At 69.2% G+C, this 17,191-nt stretch carries 18 protein-coding genes; 6 read left to right on the top strand and 12 right to left on the bottom strand.

What is annotated here, in order from left to right; all coding sequences use genetic code 11:
• Window positions 1-3: 3 nt before the first annotated feature.
• Both IEY73_RS26360 and IEY73_RS26355 read right to left on the bottom strand, forming a co-directional pair.
• On the bottom strand, window positions 4-1,284 hold the full coding sequence (locus tag IEY73_RS26360; protein WP_189082016.1) for a sensor histidine kinase: 1,281 nt from the start codon (window positions 1,282-1,284) through the stop codon (window positions 4-6).
• Window positions 1,281-1,967, bottom strand: a complete 687-nt coding sequence (locus IEY73_RS26355; protein ID WP_189082015.1) for a response regulator transcription factor — start codon at window positions 1,965-1,967, stop codon at window positions 1,281-1,283. Before IEY73_RS26355 ends, IEY73_RS26360 begins: the two co-directional genes overlap by 4 nt.
• Window positions 1,968-2,002: 35 nt before the next feature.
• Here IEY73_RS26355 and IEY73_RS26350 point away from each other — a divergent pair, with 35 nt between their 5' ends.
• Complete coding sequence (locus IEY73_RS26350; RefSeq protein WP_189082014.1) at window positions 2,003-2,599, top strand: DNA mismatch repair protein MutL; 597 nt, start codon at window positions 2,003-2,005, stop codon at window positions 2,597-2,599.
• A gap of 185 nt (window positions 2,600-2,784) precedes the next feature.
• Here IEY73_RS26350 and IEY73_RS26345 read toward each other — a convergent pair whose 3' ends face one another.
• The 3 genes from IEY73_RS26345 to trpB all read right to left on the bottom strand — a co-directional run bounded on the left by IEY73_RS26345 (window position 2,785) and on the right by trpB (window position 5,420).
• Entirely contained in the window at window positions 2,785-3,135 is a 351-nt protein-coding gene (locus IEY73_RS26345; RefSeq protein ID WP_189082013.1) for a histone-like nucleoid-structuring protein Lsr2, read from the bottom strand.
• 288 nt (window positions 3,136-3,423) lie between these two features.
• Window positions 3,424-4,203 (bottom strand): tryptophan synthase subunit alpha, encoded by a 780-nt coding sequence (gene trpA / locus IEY73_RS26340; RefSeq protein ID WP_189082012.1) that lies wholly within the window; start codon window positions 4,201-4,203, stop codon window positions 3,424-3,426.
• The gene (gene trpB / locus IEY73_RS26335; RefSeq protein WP_229716173.1) at window positions 4,200-5,420 is read right to left on the bottom strand and encodes a tryptophan synthase subunit beta; all 1,221 of its coding nucleotides are present in this window, start codon (window positions 5,418-5,420) and stop codon (window positions 4,200-4,202) included. The genes trpA and trpB overlap by 4 nt, the downstream gene beginning before the upstream one ends.
• Window positions 5,421-5,582: 162 nt before the next feature.
• On the opposite strand from trpB, the gene IEY73_RS26330 reads away from it, so the two are divergent.
• The 3 genes from IEY73_RS26330 to IEY73_RS26320 are packed head-to-tail and all read left to right on the top strand — an operon-like array spanning window position 5,583 to window position 7,589.
• Window positions 5,583-6,095, top strand: a complete 513-nt coding sequence (locus IEY73_RS26330; RefSeq protein WP_189082011.1) for an RNA polymerase sigma factor — start codon at window positions 5,583-5,585, stop codon at window positions 6,093-6,095.
• Window positions 6,088-6,945: a ricin-type beta-trefoil lectin domain protein gene (locus IEY73_RS26325; protein WP_189082010.1), complete on the top strand. Its 858-nt coding sequence runs from the start codon at window positions 6,088-6,090 to the stop codon at window positions 6,943-6,945. The genes IEY73_RS26330 and IEY73_RS26325 overlap by 8 nt, the downstream gene beginning before the upstream one ends.
• A gap of 38 nt (window positions 6,946-6,983) precedes the next feature.
• Window positions 6,984-7,589: a nitroreductase family protein gene (locus IEY73_RS26320; protein ID WP_189082009.1), complete on the top strand. Its 606-nt coding sequence runs from the start codon at window positions 6,984-6,986 to the stop codon at window positions 7,587-7,589.
• Between the two features lie 9 nt (window positions 7,590-7,598).
• Here IEY73_RS26320 and IEY73_RS26315 read toward each other — a convergent pair whose 3' ends face one another.
• The 6 genes from IEY73_RS26315 to IEY73_RS26290 form a co-directional block, all read right to left on the bottom strand.
• The gene (locus IEY73_RS26315; protein WP_189082008.1) at window positions 7,599-8,462 is read right to left on the bottom strand and encodes an ABC transporter permease; all 864 of its coding nucleotides are present in this window, start codon (window positions 8,460-8,462) and stop codon (window positions 7,599-7,601) included.
• A complete protein-coding gene (locus IEY73_RS26310) occupies window positions 8,459-9,343 on the bottom strand; it encodes an ABC transporter permease (RefSeq protein WP_189082007.1) in 885 nt (294 codons plus the stop codon). Before IEY73_RS26310 ends, IEY73_RS26315 begins: the two co-directional genes overlap by 4 nt.
• A complete protein-coding gene (locus IEY73_RS26305) occupies window positions 9,340-10,395 on the bottom strand; it encodes an ABC transporter ATP-binding protein (RefSeq protein WP_189082006.1) in 1,056 nt (351 codons plus the stop codon). Before IEY73_RS26305 ends, IEY73_RS26310 begins: the two co-directional genes overlap by 4 nt.
• On the bottom strand, window positions 10,392-11,585 hold the full coding sequence (locus tag IEY73_RS26300) for an extracellular solute-binding protein (RefSeq protein WP_189082005.1): 1,194 nt from the start codon (window positions 11,583-11,585) through the stop codon (window positions 10,392-10,394). The genes IEY73_RS26305 and IEY73_RS26300 overlap by 4 nt, the downstream gene beginning before the upstream one ends.
• Before the next feature lie 12 nt (window positions 11,586-11,597).
• On the bottom strand, window positions 11,598-12,584 hold the full coding sequence (locus IEY73_RS26295) for a LacI family DNA-binding transcriptional regulator (RefSeq protein WP_189082004.1): 987 nt from the start codon (window positions 12,582-12,584) through the stop codon (window positions 11,598-11,600).
• Window positions 12,585-12,807: 223 nt separating this feature from the next.
• Window positions 12,808-13,587, bottom strand: a complete 780-nt coding sequence (locus IEY73_RS26290) for an AraC family transcriptional regulator (RefSeq protein ID WP_189082003.1) — start codon at window positions 13,585-13,587, stop codon at window positions 12,808-12,810.
• Between the two features lie 119 nt (window positions 13,588-13,706).
• Here IEY73_RS26290 and IEY73_RS26285 point away from each other — a divergent pair, with 119 nt between their 5' ends.
• A complete protein-coding gene (locus IEY73_RS26285) occupies window positions 13,707-16,058 on the top strand; it encodes an alpha/beta fold hydrolase (RefSeq protein WP_189082002.1) in 2,352 nt (783 codons plus the stop codon).
• Here IEY73_RS26285 and IEY73_RS26280 read toward each other — a convergent pair.
• Entirely contained in the window at window positions 16,049-16,597 is a 549-nt protein-coding gene (locus IEY73_RS26280; RefSeq protein ID WP_229716172.1) for a MarR family winged helix-turn-helix transcriptional regulator, read from the bottom strand. The two genes, IEY73_RS26285 and IEY73_RS26280, sit on opposite strands and share 10 nt — an antisense overlap.
• 39 nt (window positions 16,598-16,636) lie before the next feature.
• Between IEY73_RS26280 and IEY73_RS26275 the strand changes: the two genes are divergently transcribed.
• Entirely contained in the window at window positions 16,637-17,143 is a 507-nt protein-coding gene (locus tag IEY73_RS26275; protein ID WP_189082000.1) for a cupin domain-containing protein, read from the top strand.
• Window positions 17,144-17,191 lie beyond the last annotated feature (48 nt).

Raw genomic sequence — 17,191 nt, 5'->3', positions numbered from 1 at the left:
GCCTTAAAGGCGCTCGAAAGGATCATGAAGCAGCAGACCGATCCGGGCCCCGCCGAGGGGTCCACGGGTGATCTGCAAATGGCCGCCCGCGGCTTCCGCGACGCGGCGCACGATGTCCAGGCCGAGCCCGGTGGAACCGGCCCCGCTCACCCCGCGCCGCACCGCCGCGGCCGGGTCCGCGATGCCTGCACCGGCGTCGTCGACCAGCAGGCCGTCCGCGGACACGGTGACCCGGAACGCGGTGCCCTCCGGGGTGTGCGCGAAGACGTTGCCCAGCAAGGCGTCCACCGCGAGGATGACCTCGCTGCGGGCCAGCGGCAGCGGCACCGGCGTCTCCCCGCCGATCACCTCCCAGGGGCGGACCTGGTCCTCGGCCAGCGCCGACCAGAAGGCGAGCCGGTCGGCCAGCACCTCCACCAGGTCGCAGCGCTGACTGCCGCGCGACTCCACACCCAGCCGGGCGCTGGCGATGATGGCCTCCAGCTCCTCGTCGAGCATGTCGCAGGCCTGCCGCATCCGGTCGCCGGTCGGTCCCGGCGGCATGGTCTCCGCGTCCAGACGCAGGGCGGTGAGCGGGGTGCGCAGCCGATGCGACAGGTCGGCGGCAAGTTCCCGCTCGGCGTCCAGCAGCCGACGCAGGTCGGCGGCCATGGTGTTGAAGGCCGTGGCGGCGTCACGCACCTCGGCCGGTCCGGACGGCGTCACACGCGCGGCCAGGTCACCCGCGCCGAGCCGGCGGCTGGAGGCCGCCAGGTCTCGCGTCGCCGCCACCAGGCGGCTGCCCAGGCGGTCGGCGAACAGCACCGAGCCGGCCACCAGCACCACGGCCAGCGCCCCCAATGCCAACCACGCCGGCCACACGCCCCGCCGCGTCTGCTCCCGCGGGACGAACACCTCGACGACCACCGGCCGCCCGTCGGTGAGCACACTGGGCTGCAGATAGACCAGGCCGTCCCCGGCCGGCGCGACCATCGGAGCGCGGAGCCGGGCGGCCCGCGCCACGTCGGCCGGGTCGCCATGCGTGGTGCCGATCGGGGTCCCGGCGGGCAGGTGCACCGCAAGCCGCCCCGCACTGCCCGCCACGGTTCCGGCGATCGCCCCGGCCAGCGTCTGCGGGTCCGCGTTCACCGCGAGCACCGCCACCATGGCCGCGGCCTGCTGCCGGGCGTCCGCGATGGCCCGGTCGTGCGCGATCTTCCCGGTGGCATAGATGAGCGGCACCAGGAAGGCCAGCGCCACCATCGAGGTGATGGCCAGTGCCAGCCGGTTGAGCTCCCACCTCACCGCGGGTCGACCATCATCACGCCGACGCCGCGCACGGTGCGCAGGAAATGCGGTGCCGCGGCCGTCTCGCCGAGCTTGCGGCGCAGCCAGGAGATGTGCACGTCGATGGTCTGCTCCTCGCCGACGCGGGACTGGTTCCACACCTCGGTCATCAGTTCGCGCCGACTCACCACTTGACCGACCCGTTCGGCCAGGTAGGTCAGCACGTCGAACTCGCGGCGGGTGAGCTGCAACGTCTCGCCGCGCAGGGTCGCCCGACGCTGGCGTGGATCGATCTCCAGGTCGCCGACGGTGATCACGCTGGGTCCGGCGTCGGCGGCCGAGCGCGTGCGGCGCAGCACCGCGGAGATCCGGGCCAGGATGTGTCCGCTGGAGAACGGCTTCGTCACGTAGTCGTCCGCGCCCGCGTCGAGCAGGCGGATGATGTCCGCCTCGGAACGCCGCGCGGTGGCCACGATGACCGGCACCGCGGAGATCGACCGCATCATCCGTAATGCGTCCGTGCCATCGATGTCCGGCAGCCCGAGGTCGAGGATGACCAGCTCGGGGCGGTCCTGGGCGAGGATCTGCAGGGCTTGGGTGGCCTGCCCGACGGTGCGCACCACGTGCCCGGCGTCGGTCAGCGCACGGGCCAGCGCCGCAGTGATGTTGCGGTCGTCCTCGACGAGAAGGATCAACGCCATGGGACAACCTTAGGGGTGGGTGAGACCATGGCCGGGTGCGGAATCCTCGGCGTTGGCTCCCGTTGCTCGGCTGGTGCGCGGCCACCCTGGCGAGCATCGTGCTGGCGTCGGTCGCGATGCTGCCGGTGCTGCGCACCGCCATGCCGGAAGAGGGCTCGCTGGCCGCGCTGCAACGGTTGCCGCAGACCCCGACGGCGACCGCTACGCCGGGCAGCGCGCCGGTGACTCCGACACCGGAGGCGACGCCGTCCGCCCGCCCGTCGTCCGCGTCTCCGTCGCCGAGCCGCAGCCGGGCCGCCGGGCCGCGGACGCGTACCCCGACAACGTCGCCGACTACCGAGGCACCGCGGGCGACGGTGGAGGACGGGTGGACGGTCACCACGGACGGCAACGGCACCAAGACGTACGTCCGACTCTTCCGGGTCGACGGGGGCCGCACGGTGATCCGGGGGCGGGATGGGGTGATCGAGCTCGTCACGGCGACGCCGGCGGACGGATTCTCGGTGGCCACCGTGCAGAATTCACCGGACAACCTGGCGGTCTACTTCAACGAGGTGAACCACAGTTTCATCGTGCACGTGGTTTGGCAGGATGACGCTCCGGTCGCCCTGGTCGACGAGGTCGGCTCCTGAGGGGCCGGCCCGCTGATCGGCCCGACGGTACGGCGACTGAGCGCACGGCCCGCACGGTGACGTGCGCCGATCGTTGTCATCACGCACCTCAGTCGGAGAAGCCGCGGCATCCGGAAACGATGCGGGATGCCGCGGCCCGTGCCCGCGGAATGAGGGCGCCTCAATGTCACTGACCGATCGGTACGTCAGTGCGCAGCGTTGAACGCTTCCACCACCGACGCGGGGATACGGCCGCGCTCGGACACCTCGTGGCCGTTCTTGGTGGCCCATTCCCGGATCGCTTGATTCTGTTCCCGGCTGGACCGTGTGGCGGGAGCGGCCCCGCGCCCGCGCCCGGCGGCACGGCCGGTGAAGCCGCCCCGGCCGACACGAGAGCCAGCGGAGATGTAGGGCTCCAGCGCTTTGCGCAGCTTCCCGGCGTTCTTATCGGAAAGATCGATCGTGTAATTCGCGCCATCGATGCCGAATTCGACGGTACGATCCGCCTCCGACCCATCGAGGTCGTCGGTAAGCAATGTGACAACCTGCTTCGCCATGTATCAAACACTCCCCCACGCGACCGGTCGGACCGGCCGTTGATTACCGTTTCGGCAACCCTAACCGCAAGGCCGTGGGTAGCAAATACCGGACCCTCATATATCAGCATCTGCCAATGAACTTTTTCTACGTGGCGAGGCCGGCGGATGCCGCCGCTGGTCGACGGCGCGCAACCGACGGGCTCGACGCCAGGTTGAAAACGGTTCAATGAGGTTTCGCAGCGTGCGGAGATCGGCAACCGCTGGTTCGGGTATCGGCGACGGAATGCGCGGCTCGCCGGGATTCGGCTATGCGGCCCGGTCCATCGCCGCCCGGAAGTCCGCAACGATCCGCGCCAGCCGATCCGGCCCGGCACCCTCCAAGACCTTCCGCATCAGCGCGGAGGCCACCACCACGCCGTCGGCCGCGCGGCACGCCCGCGCCGCCTGGGCCGGGGTAGAGACGCCGAACCCGAGCAGCACCGGGAGATCGCTCGCCTCGCGGGCCCGCGAGGCGAGCGTCAGGGCACCGTCGTCCAGCGCGGTTCGCTCCCCGGTCACGCCCATGGTGCTCACCGCGTACACGAATCCGCGGCTGCGGGCGCAGATCTCGCGGAGCCGCCCGGCCGATGTGGACGGTGCCGCCAGCAGCACCAGATCGATGCCGGCCACGGCCGCGACGGATTCCAGCGACCCGAGTTCGTCCACCGGGACGTCCGGCACGATCAACCCCGAAGCTCCGGCCTCGGCGAGACGCCGACAGAACTCCACGACGCCCAGGCGCACCACCGGATTCGCGTACGTCATGACCACCACCGGCACGGTGAGGCGGTCGCGCACCGCGGCGAGATCGGCCAGCACGCCGTCGAGACGGGTGCCCCGCGCCAGCGCCCGGTCGGAGGCCTGTTGGAGGGTGGCGCCGTCGAGCATCGGGTCGGAGAAGGGCAGGCCGACCTCAACGGCATCGGCGCCGGAGTCCTGGTAGGCGAGCAGGTAATCGGTCCAGTTCGCGGTGATGCCACCGGTCACGTACGGCACCAGCCGCGGGGCGGGTGCCGTGCGCAGCGCGGTGGCGAGCTGACCGCTCATCGCCCGGCCGCCATCAGCGCCGGCATGTCCTTGTCGCCCCGACCGGAAACGGTGATCAGCACTGTGGAGCCGGACGGTAGTTCGGCGGTGCCCGCCGCGCGCAGCACCCAGGCGATCGCGTGTGCCGATTCCAGCGCGCACAGGATGCCCTCGGTGCGGGCCAGCCGACGCAGCGCCGCGACCACCTCGTCGTCGGTGACGGTGACGTAGCGGGCGCGCCGGATGTCGCCGAGGTGCGCGTGTTCCGGTCCGACGCCGGGATAGTCCAGGCCCGGCGCGATCGAATGCGCCTCGGCCACCTGACCGTCCGCGTCCTGCAGGACCCGGCTGCGATAGCCGTGCACCACGCCGACCGCACCGTCGGTCATCGCCGCGCCGCCCGCCGCTTCCACCCCGACGAGCTGGGCGTCCGTATCGACGAAACCGGCGAACGTGCCCGCCGCGTTCGAGCCGCCACCGACGCAGGCGACGACGTGGGTCGGTACCGCGGCGGGCAGTTCCGCCGCGCACTGGGCCCGCGCCTCTTCACCGATGACGCGCTGAAACTCGCGCACCATCCACGGGTACGGGTGCGGTCCCATGACCGAGCCGGCGCAGTAGTACGCGTCGTCGACGGTGGCGACCCAGTGCCGCAGTACCTCGTTGCAGGCGTCCTTCAGCGTGCGGCTGCCACTGCGTACCGGAATCACCTGCGCGCCCAGCATGGTCATCCGGAAGACGTTGAGCTCCTGGCGTTCCATGTCGCGTTCACCCATGAACACGGTGGCGTCGAGCCCCAGCAGGGCCGCGGCGGTGGCGGCGGCCACCCCGTGCTGCCCGGCACCGGTCTCGGCGAGCAGCCGGGTGCGGCCCATCCGGTGCGCCAGCAGCGCCTGCCCCAGCACGTTGTTGATCTTGTGGGAGCCGGTGTGCGTCAGGTCCTCCCGCTTCAGCAGCACGGTCAGACCCAGCTCGGCGGAGAGGTTCGGCGCCGGTGTGAGCGCGGTGGGGCGTCCGGCATAGACGGTGCGCAGCCGGTCGAGCCGCTGCCGGAAGGTGGCGTCCGACCATGCCTCGCGAAAAGTCCGCTCCACCTCGGCGCATGCGGCGACGAGTGACTCCGGCACGAAGCGCCCGCCGTGGTCGCCGAAGCGCCCGCCGGTGGCCGGCTCGGCCATCCGCGATGTCGGCGGCGCGGTGCTCGCGACGGATGGCGCGGTGAGGTGAACCCCGGTCATCTGAACCCCCAAAGTTCTAGAACTCTTGCCAGAGTCTCACAGCCTGCGGCCGGAGTTCAACCGGGTTCGCCCGAGGAGGAGATATGACGCACTCTGGACAGCGCCGCCTACCATTTTGGCCGCCGTCGATGAACTGAGACCCGGCAGGAGACCCCAAAACCGATGCGCGACTCCGAGGACTTCGATGCGTTCTACGCCGCGTCGTCGCGCCGGGTCCTATCGCACGTCAGTGCCATGGTGGGCAGTCAGAGCGACGCCGAGGACGCGGTTGCCGAGGCCTACCTCAAGGCGTGGAAACGTTGGACCCAGGTCCGGCAGTATGGCAGCCCTGAGGCATGGGTGCGGACAGTCGCGTACCGGAATGCGGTGAGTACGTGGCGCAAGGCGGTCAATCGACTGCGCGCCCACCACCGCGACACCGTGGAGCAGGAGGTGGAGGCGTTGAACCCGAATCACGTCGCCATCGTCGCCGCCCTGCGTCAGATCCCCGCCGACCAGCGGCGAGCCGTCGTGCTGCACCACCTCGTCGGCCTGAGCGTCGCCGAGATCGCCCAGGAGACCGGCACCGCACCGGGAACCGTCACCTCGTGGCTGTCCCGGGGCCGCCGGGCGATGGCCGACCACCTGGCCGATGAGCACTCCTCGACGGCCGGGCAGGAGCGCCGCGATGCCTGACGATCGGCTCGACGACGAACTGCGCGCCTATGCCGACCACGTGCAGAACGTGGGTCGACTCCCGATGGCCGCCGAGATCCGCCAGACCGCGCGACGGCGCACCCAACGCCGGTCCGCCGCTGCCGCCTTCGGCGTGGTCATCGTCGGCGCGCTCGGGGTGGGGCTGGGACTTGGCCGCTCGACCCCCACGCCCATCACGCCGCCGCCGGGCCACTCCGCGTCGACCCCGGCGCCCAGCGTCCCGAGCAACGCCGTGCCCAGCTCGCCCGCCCCGCCGTCCTCGTCGTCCGACCCCAGCGCTGCTGCCGGTCCGCCGTCGCCGCCCGCCACCACCACCGCGACCTCACCGGCCGGGCCGCCGGAGCAGACCTCGACCAGCAAACCCGCGGCATCCGGCACGGTGGCCTCCGACCTGTCACAGTTGCGCAGGCTCGGCATCGACCTTGACGTGAGCGTGCTCATCGACGTGGCCGACGACGGCGCGGATTACTTCATGGAAGTGGGCTCCGGCGGCGGCGTGGACTTCACCGGCACCGGCAAGAGCGACGCCACGCGAATGCTGCTGAAAGCCGCGCAGGTGACCGAGAAGACCGAGGAGACGAACAACCGCGTGGTGATCGCCCCGCCGGCGTACGACGGTTCGTGCGTGGCCGACTCGGCACCCGGTGACCTGCGGCTGGCCGCCTGCGACGACGCGGCCGAGAACCAGGTCTGGCGCGTTGTGCCGGGCGGCGACTCCGGCCAGTTCGAGCTGCAGGGCGCGCACACCGTGGTCAGCGTCGAGGGCGACCATCTGGTGGCCGGCAGCCAGGGCCGCATCGGCTTGCAGACCATCCGCTTCGACAAATGACATGACCTGGCGTCATCTCATTCGGCTAGGTTGCTGTGATGGAGTTTCAGGACGTTGTGCGCCGCCGCCGGATGGTCCGCGATTACGATCCCGACCGGCCGGTCCCATCGGAGATCGTCGACCGCATCGTCGATAATGGACTGCGGGCACCGTCCGCCGGATTCTCACAGGGCTGGGGTTTCCTGGTCCTCGACACCGCCGCCGACATCGAGCTCTTTCGAACCGCCGCTCGTCCTGCGGAAAATCCGGAGCGTTGGTTCGCCGCGAACGTCCATGCGCCGCTGGTGATCGTCCCGCTCGCGAACAAAGACGCCTATCTCGAACGATACGCTCGGCCGGACAAGGGGCACACGGATCGTTCCGATGCGTGGTGGCCGGCGCCGTACTGGGATATCGATACCGGTTTCGCCGCGTTGCTGATGTTGCTGACTGCGGTCGATGCCGGCCTGGGCGCGTGTTTCTTCGGTATTCCGGTCGACCGGATCGACACCGTCCGTGAGAAGTTCGGGGTTCCTGCGCAGTACAACCCGATCGGGGCGATCTCGATTGGATACAGCCATGAGCCGCCCCGCGATCTGAGCGGTCGACGCCGTCCCAAGGCAGACGTGGTGCATCGAAGCCGATGGCAGGCCCGGACCGAGTAGCCGTGCGCCTCACTCGGGTTCCTCCTTCACCCGCGCCACGAGCTGGGTCGGGTTGACGAAACGCAGCGCGACCACCAGCAGGATCAGCATCATCGACGTGTAGACGACCGCCATCGCGTCGATCGACTGCTGCGCCCGGATCCCGGCCGCCGACATCGTGTAATAGAGGGCCACCACCAGCGTCTGCGAGTCCGGCCCGGCGGTCAGGAAGGTCAGCTCGAACATGCCGACCGTGCGCACCAGCACCAGGATGGACGCCGCCAGGATGCCGGGGATCAGCAGCGGCGCGAGGATCCGCAGGAAGACCTGCCAGGTGCGGGCGCCGCACATCCGCGCGGCCCGCTCGATCGCCGGGTCGACCTGCTCGATGAACGGGGTCATGGTCAGAATCACGAAGGGGACCGACGGCACCAGATTGGCCATCACCACGCCGGACATGTTGCCGGCGAAGCCGTACTTGTAGAGCACTGTGGCCAGCGGGATGCCATAGGTGATCGGCGGCATCAGGATCGGCAGCAGAAACAGCAGATAGAGCAGGCGCCGGCCGGGAAACGAGCGGCGGGCCAGGACGTACGATGCGGGCACCCCGACCAGCACCGAGATCCCCACCACCAGCAGGGACACCTCGACCGTCACCACCAGCACGTCGAACAGCGTGAACTCCTGCCACGCCTGCCGGTACCACTGGGTGGTCCAGCCCTGCGGCAGCCAGGTGTCGAACCAGTGGCTGCCGAACGAGCTGACCACGACCGAGCCGATGACGCCGGCCAGCATCACGAAGAAGAACGTCACGGCGCCCCAGACCAGCCAGGCACCGGGCGAGGCGGCCAGCCGCCGCCGGGTGCGCGGCCGTGCGACGGAGATGGCGGTCATCCCTTGCCTCCCGTGGATCCGGTGTAGAACAGCGAGCGCAGACCGAGCACGGCAGCGACCACCGCGAGCTCGACCGCCCCCATCACCACCGCGATCGCGCTGGCCAGCGGGTAGTCATAGGTCTCGTAGGCGGCGTGATAGGCCGCGATGGAGATCACCCGGGTCGCACCGGCTGGGTCGCCGACCAGCACCGCGGACGGGAACACGCTGAACGCCAGCACGAAGGTGAGGCAGAAGGTGGTGGCCAGCCCGGGCGCGAGCAGCGGCAGGGTGATCCGGTGGAAACGCGGCCACCAGCCGGCGCCGAGTGTCGCGGCGGCCCGTTCCAGGGTCGGGTCGATGCCGGACAGGTACGACAGGATCAGCAGGAACGCGAACGGGAACCCGGTGATCACCAGGGAGAGGAAGACACCCCAGTAGTTGTTGGTGAGCCGCAGCGGCGTGTCGGTGAGACCGGCCGCCATCAGCGTCCGGTTGAACCAGCCGGTCGGGCCGAGAAAGTTCAGCAGGCCTTCGGCGGTGAGCACGGTGCCCAGCGTGATCGGCACCACGAGCACGATGGTCAGGGTCCGCTTGCCGCGGAACCGGCCGCGCATCCGGTATGCGATCGGCACCGATGCCATCACGTTGAGCAGTGCCGCCGGCAGCGACAGCCGCAGCGTGGTCCCGATGGTGTCGCGCTGGTAGGCGTCGGTGAAGAAGTCCCGGTACGCGCCGAGCACTCCGCCGTGGTCCGGCTGGAAGGACAACCCGAGCCCGTACCCGAACGGGTAGATGAACAGCAGCAGCACGGCCAGCAGGGCCGGCAGCAGGAGCAGCAGTTGCCGATCGATGCCACGCTCGGCGAGCCGGTGTCGCCAGGCCGGCCGGTCGGGGGTCACGAAGCCTCCTCGGGGAAGACGAGCACCCGCGCCGGGTCGGCACGTACGGTGATCTTGTCGCCGGGCGCGGGCCGATCGACCGCCCGCACGTGCACCGGCACCCCCTGGTCGGTGCGCGCCTCGACGGCGACCTCGCGGCCCTGGTATTCGACGACCTCGACGGTGACCGGCACGCCGTCGTCGCCGGGGCGCAGGTCCTCGGGGCGGATCGCGGCCACCACCCGGTCGCCCGCGGACAACGGGACCGCAGGAGTGCCGCGCAGGGTCAGCCCCGGCCCCTCCACGGCGACCAGCCCGCCGTGGGTCCCGGTCACCCGCAACGGCAGCAGGTTGCGGTAGCCCATGAAGTCGGCGACGTGCCGGTTGGCCGGCCGGGTGTGCAACTCCTCCGGGGTGCCGACCTGCTGCACCCGGCCCTCGCGCAGCACCACCAGCCGGTCGGCCATCGACAGCGCCTCCTCCTGGTCGTGCGTCACATAGACCGTGGTGAGGCCGAGCGACTGATGTAGTCGGCGGATCTCGGTACGCATCTCCAGGCGCAGCTTTGCGTCCAGATTGGACAACGGCTCGTCCATCAGCACCAGGGACGGTTCCAGCACCACCGCGCGAGCGATCGCGACCCGCTGCTGCTGGCCGCCCGAGAGCTGGGCGGGCAACTTCGTGGCGTGCTCCTCCAGCCGGACCAGCCTGATCGCTTCGTCGGTGCGGCGCCGCACGTCGGCCCGCGGCAACCGGCGCATCTGCAGGCCGAAGGCGACGTTGCGACGCACCGACAGGTGCGGAAACAGCGCGTAGCTCTGGAACACCATGCCGAAACCGCGCCGCTCCGGCGGCAGCGTGTCCAGCCGCTGGTCGTCCTGCCATATGCCGCCCGCGGAGAGCGGGAGCAGGCCCGCGAGGCAATTAAGGGCGGTGGACTTGCCGCAGCCGGACGGCCCGAGCAGAGCGATGAACTCGCCTCGATCGATGGTCAGGCTGAGCCCGGACAGGGCCGCCCGGTCACCGAAGCGCCGGGTCACTCCGTCCAGCCGCAGTTGCCGGAAGGCGGTCACTTCGTCACCTTCGCGCCGCCGATCTCACGGTCCCACCTGTCGAAGGCGGCAACCAGTGCCTTCGCGTCCAACGGCACCTCGGTGGGGTTGTCCGCGATGAGCTGGTCGTACTCGGGACGGCCGAACTCGCCCAGGGCCTGCCGGCTCTCCTGCGGCGCCATCGACAGCGGTACGTCCTTGATGGCCGGCCCGGGGTAGAAGTAGCCCTTGTCGTACGCCTTGGCCTGCTGCGCCGGGGTGAGCATGTCCGCGAGCAGGTTGCGGATCGCGGCCTGTTCGTCCACGTCGACGCCCTTCGGGATGACCGCGTAGTGCGCATCGGTCACCCAGTGGAAGCCCTGCAGTGTCCCGATCGCGGCCTCTTTCGGCACGGTGCCGAGCACACGCGGGTTGATGTCCCATCCGGTGGTGCTGGCGATGATCTTCGCGGACCCGTTCGCCAGATTCTTCATGGTCTCGGTCGTGCCCGATGGGTAGAGCGTGACGTACTTGTTCAGCTCGGACAGGTAGTCCCAGGTCTTGGCCCAGCCGTTGATCGGGTCCTTCGGGTCGGAGTCGCCCAGCAGGTAGGGCAGGCCCATCAGGAAGGTGCGGCCGGGGCCTGAGTTGGACGGCCGGGCGTACTGCACCGCACCCGGGTTGGCCCGTGCGTACGTGAGCAGGTCGGCCGGGGTCTTCGGCGGGTTCGGCACGTTTGTCGGCAGGTATTCGATAAGCGGGCCGGACGGGTAGTAGGTGACCGTGACGCCGTAGTCGCCGGCCAGCTCCTGCATCGCGGCGGCGCCGGGCAGGTAGTCGTTCATGCCGGACAGCCGGTTCGCATACGCCGGCAGCAGCCGGGTCCACAGGCCCTGGTCGATACCGGCGGCCAGCCCGTCGACGCCGGTCAGCACCAGGTCGATGTCGACGCGGCCGGCGTTCTGCTGCGCCTTGATCTTGCCGACCAGCTCGGGTGCGGTGGCCTTGGCGTAGGTGACCTTGGCGATTTGGTCGTGGTGGTGGCTCACGAACTCGTCGATCATGCCCTGGGTGAGCTGGAGGTCGCCGGCCACGTCCAGGATGTTGATGGTGACGGCGGTGGAGGGCTTGTCGGGAACCGTCCCCCCGGTGTTGCGCTGCGGTTTGGCGGGGGCGCCGCAGGCGGTCAGCGCGACCACTGCGGCGAGGGCGACCAGGGGTTTGCGGGACATGGTCCCTCCGTTTCAGACGGGGGCGGGGCCGGTGGAACCGCGCACCATCAACTGGGTGGGCAGCTCCCGTCGGATCGCGGACGAGCGGTCCGGCTCGGCAAGGAGACGCAGGAGCAGGTCGACGCCGGCGCGGCCGGCATGCTCCTTGGGCAGGGCGACGGAGGTGAGGGCAGGGGTGACCATTGCGGCCGGGGCGATGTCGTCGAAGCCGAGCACACTGAGCGCGCCCGGCACCGCGACACCCCGGGCCGAGAAGCGGTTGAGCAGGCCGAGCGAGACCAGGTCGTTGTAGCCGATCACGGCGGTCACCCCGGCGGCGAGTACCTGGTCGGCGGCGCCGACACCACCCTCGAACTGCGGCGTCACGTTGCCGATCTCGACCAGCTCGACGGCTTTGTCCCGGACGACCAGGCGCAGCGACCGGACACGTTCCCGGTCGGCCCAGGACGAGCGCGGGCCGGCCACGTACCCGATCCGGCGGTGCCCGAGCGCGGTGAGATGGCCGATCGCCTGTCGCATCGCGTCGCCGAGCTCCGGGACCACCGACGGCACCCGGGCGATCCGGCGGTTGATCAGCACCACGGGTGTCTCAGCGGCAAGGGCGCGCAGTTGCCCGTCGGCCATCCGCGGCGAGCAGAGCACGATGCCGTCGACCTGTTTGGACAGTCGTCGCACCAGGCCCGCCTCGGCCGTGGCATCCTCGTCCGTGTCGGCCAGGAAGACCGCGTAGTCGGCCTCGTGCGCGCGGGCCTGCACGCCCTTGACGACGCTGGGGAAGAACGGGTTGCCGAGATCGGGCACGACCAGGCCGATGTTGCCGGTGCGGCCGGTGATGAGACCCCGGGCGGCCCGGTTGGGGTGATAGCCCAGGCTCTCGGCGGTACGCCGGACGCGTTCCCGGGTCTCCTCGCTGACCAGCTCGGGCAGGGTCAGCGCCCGGGTGACGGTGGACGCCGAGACGCCGGCCGCGCGGGCCACGTCCTTGATCGTCACAGCCATGCCCGGACCGCCATGCCGTCCCTCCTCCGCGCGGAGTTAACGGCAAGTGTGAAATCCGTTTCTCATGTGGGTCAAGACATCGACCAGTATCTTTTAAAGATCCTTTTGCGCGATGATGAATCGACTGAAAACGTTGGCGATCTCTCGCGCGAACCCGCGGACGCTGGCGAAGCGGCTGCCAGCCGAGAGACGGAGGCAAACTACTGCTGGAACGACCTGACCCTCAGCCTCGGTAGCGGCCCGGGGAGATGCCGTACTCGCGGCGGAAGGCGGTGGCGAAGGAGAATTCGTTGGCGTAGCCGGACTGGCGGGCGACTGTTGCTAATGGCACGTTTGTCTCGCGGAGCACGCGGGCGGCAGTGCTCAACCGCACCTCCGTCACGTAGGTCATCGGTGGTTTGCCGACAAGCTTGTTGAACCTCCGGGTGAAGGCGGTGCGGGACATCCCGGCTCGATCGCTGAGAAGCTGGACGGTCCACGGCGCACGAGGATCGTCGTGGATGGAACGCACCGCGGCCGAGATGAACGGATCCGGGACCGGCCATGCACTGGTCATCTCGGAGTGCCGTAGCACCTGCATGACGACGAGACCGACCAGGGCCGCGCGGGTGGCTTCTGCGCCGGGCTGGTCGGTGAGATTGTCGTCCAGCAGGGCGGATAACTCGGCCAGCCGGGGAAGACCGCCAGCGACGACCGATACTGGCGGCAACCGTCGCATGGCGGCGTGCACCTGTGGATCAGCGAGGTGGTAGCAGCCGGACAGCACGGTGACGTCCTCGCCGCTGAGCGTATGCCCTGCGCCGGTGGGCAGGAATGCCACATCTCCTGGAGCTGCCCGCAGCGGTCGTTTGTCCGCAGTTGTCAGCCAGGCTGTACCGCGCTCGACGGCGTGGAAACCGATCCCGGTCTTGGGCGGGAAGCTTCGCCGCCATGGCCCAGGCTCAGAGATGCGGCATGCGAAGGCCGTCCCGCCCCGGATCCGGCTGGCGACCTCGCTGAGCAAGTCCACCTCTCGAAGGGTAGCCGAGGGGCTCAGGTGGCAGCCGGAAGGCGCACAACGGGACATGGGTCGTCCTCGCACGGACATGGAACCGTGGCTGGGCTCGGCGTTGACTGTTGACCGTGAAGTTTGTGCTGACGAGTCTTGCGGTGCCGTCACATCTATGGACGATGATCGCGCCGACTGCCCGGCTGTTGCGGTCCGCGGGCCACGAGGTCGCGATCGCGACCGGCTCGGCGATGTCGGCGGACGTCGCGCGGATCGGTGTATCGATGATCTCGCTGGAGAGCATGCTGGACCATGCGCAGCTTGCGGACGAGCCGGATCTCGCCCGGGAAGCCGGCTATGACGGCCGTGGTGGCCTACTGGATCCTGGCGCGACACCCGGTTCGGCATTCGGGCGGTTCCTCGCTGGAGTGCTTGCCGAGCGGGCCGCGGCCGAGCTTATTGAGAAGGCCGCGGACTGGCCGCCGGACCTGGTGGTGCGTGAGTCGCTCGAGTTCGCCGGTGTTCTGCTTGCGGAACACCTGGGTGTCCCACTGGTCACTCTGGACATCGCGCCGTTGGCCATCACCCGCGATCCCGATATATTGCCCTGGCTCAACCGTTCGCGGGCAGCCCTCGGCTTGCCTGTCACGGACGACTTGAGCAGTGTGACAAACGGCCGTTGGGCGGGCTGGTTGCCACCGGATTGGAAGCCGTCCGCACCGCAGCCGGGCGACTATCGCCACTACCAGGCACCGGGGGACGACGAGCGATCGGCCGTCGATCCCGGTGGGCGGCCGTTCGTGTTGGCAGCGTTCGGCTCGCTGGTGCGACAGACCGTCGGCGCGGACAGCTCGCCGATGCACCGGATCGTCGAAGCGCTCGGCGGCCTCGCCTGCACCGCCGTGGTTGCGCTGGGCGACAACGCCGCCGTGGCTTCGTGGACCGGCCCGCGCCCGGCCAATGTCAAGCTGACTGGATTTGCCGACCAACGGTTGCTGCTGCGTTCTTGTGATCTGCTCGTCACTCACGCAGGCTTCGGCAGTCTTCGCGAGGCCCTGACGGTTGGCGTCCCGATGGTGGCGCTGCCGCTTCACTCGGAGCAGCCGGAAAACGCCCAGCGACTGGCCGAACTGGGCGTTGCCGTCGCCCTCGACCCCGCAGACGCCACCCCGGAGGAAATCCGACGGGCCTGCGTCACCGTCATGTTCGACCCCCGGTATCGCACTGCGGCAACAAAATGGCACGACAAAGTAGCCGCCCTACCCACTGCCGAAGCGTTCGTCCGGGATCTTGAAACCCTCGCCGGCGGGTCGGAAGTCAAGGATTTCACCATCGACATCCCGGGACGGGTACTTGACGATCTGCGGGGACGGCTGCGCGCGGCACGATTGCCCGACCAGCTCCGGGGGACGCGCCACAGCATGGGGTTCGACGGGGCGTACCTCCGCGAGATCCTCGACTATTGGGCTGACGACTTCGACTGGCGCGTCGCCGAGGAGCGGTTGAACCGCTTCGCGAATCAAACCGTCCGCATAGCAGGCACGACGCTGCACTTTGTCCATGCCCGCTCGCCGCACCGGCAGGCCCTTCCGCTGCTGATGCTGCACGGCTGGCCCAGCTCGTACGTGCAAATGCTCGACATCATTCCAATGTTGACTCATCCGACGAGCGGCCGTCCATCATTCGATGTCATCGCCGTTTCTTTGCCGGGATACGGCTTCTCAGAGATTCCCAAGAGCCCCGGCATGACTTTCCCGGCGATCGCGGACCTGCTGCACAGACTGATGTCCGAAGTGCTGGGCTACGGCCGGTACGGTATCCGCGCGAGCGACCTCGGCTTCGGCGTGGCAAACGCCATCGCCGCTGCAAACCCCGCCGTGATCGTTGGCATACACGCCAGCGGCACCAACCCGACCCTCCCCGCGCCGTTGCCGGACGATCTGACCGAGGAGGAACGACGATTCGTCGCCGATGCTCAACGGTGGAACGCGAACGAGATGGCCTACCTGCAGCTCCAGGCGAGTAAGCCACAAACGCTCGGGGCGGCGCTGAACGACAGCCCGGCTGGCCTCGCCGCCTGGATCGGCGAGAAGTTCTGGCGCTGGACAGACAACAACGGTGCCATCGAGGACGCAATCCACCGAGACGCCTTCCTGACCAACCTCACCATCTACTGGGCAACCCGCACCATCACGTCCTCCATTCGCCTCTACTACGAGGCAATCCGTGACCCTGCCGGATGGCAGCCCGCGCCAGTGCCCATCGGTTACCTCATGGCTGATGGGGACATGTTCCCCACGCCCCGGTCATGGGTCGAGCGTCAAGGACCGGTTGCGCACTGGACGACTACCGCGCGTGGGGGCCACTTCCTGGAATGGGAGCAGCCCCAGACCGTGGCTGCTGACCTACATGGGTTCTTCGGTGCATTGAGCCCACGCCTCGGCTCGGGACGGGCCCGGCTTCACGAAGACAGAGGCTACGGGTGATCGGCGTGTCTGTGGGTCCGGCGGCTCTTTCGTGGGCCCGGGGTGCGGGTCACGGCGCCGTGCTCGTCGACGATGGCGTTGAGGGCGGCGGCTAGGGCCGGTAGGTCGAGGTCGCCGATGTGGTCGAGGACCACACGTCGGACGCTTTCGAGATGGGCCGGCCAGGCTGAGCGAATCCGGTCGACGCCCCTGTCGGTGAGTGTGGCCATGAGGGAGCGGCCGTCGTCGTGGTGGGGGTGCCGTGCGACCATGCCGTCACGCTCAAGTCGTTCGATCAGGCGGGTCAGGCCGCTCCCGCTGATCAGCGTTCCATCGGCCAGCTCAGTCATGCGCAGGGCCCGGCCAGGGGCCTCGGAGAGCTGCATGAGCACCATGTACTCGGTCAGGGTGAGGCCGGCGTCGCGGAGCAGTTCGGCGTCGATGATGCGGGGGAGGGCGACGCAGATCCGGGCGAGCGCACGCCAAGCCGCCTCCTCGTCTGTGCCGAGCGGTCGGGATTCGTGCACGTCACGCAGCGTATCAAGACGCTTCGGTGCCACCCCGTTGCCGCATCTACTTGTTTGTGCAAACATATTAGGATGAGCTTCCTGACAAGCCCGTCGCATTCGGGGTGGACCGGCGACGGCGTGCTGCACATACCCTCCGGGGAGGGCCTGACCAAATGGGTGTCCGGCGACGTCTACACGATGAAGGCAACCGCGACGGAGACCGGTGGTTCACTGTCGTTCATCGAGGCGATCGTTCCGCCCGGCAGTGGGCCGATCGCCCACGCCCACGGCGGCGAGGACGAGGCTTTCTACCTTCTCGACGGCGCATTGGAGTTCCTCGACGGCGACCGGACCTTCGTGGCTGAGGCGGGGTCCTTTGTGTTCATTCCCCGCAATCGCCGCCACCGCTTCAAGAACATCAGCGACATCGACGCCCGCACCCTGTTCCTCTTCACCCCTGGCGGGCCTGAGGCGCTGTTCGTCGAGGGCGGCGATGATCCTGTCCCGGGCGAGCGCCCCAAGGTCTGGGACATGGACCGCGTCACGGCGATCGCCGAGATCATCCAAAGGATCAACATGACGGTCTTGCCGGAGTAGAACTGTTCTCGACAGCCTGTCATGGTTGCGCCCGGTCGACCCATCCGA

The organism is Mangrovihabitans endophyticus (genome assembly GCF_014646155.1).
GTDB lineage: Bacteria > Actinomycetota > Actinomycetes > Mycobacteriales > Micromonosporaceae > Actinoplanes > Actinoplanes endophyticus.
The sequence above is the reverse complement of the archived record's forward strand: the minus strand, read 5'-3'. Positions and strand labels throughout refer to the sequence as shown.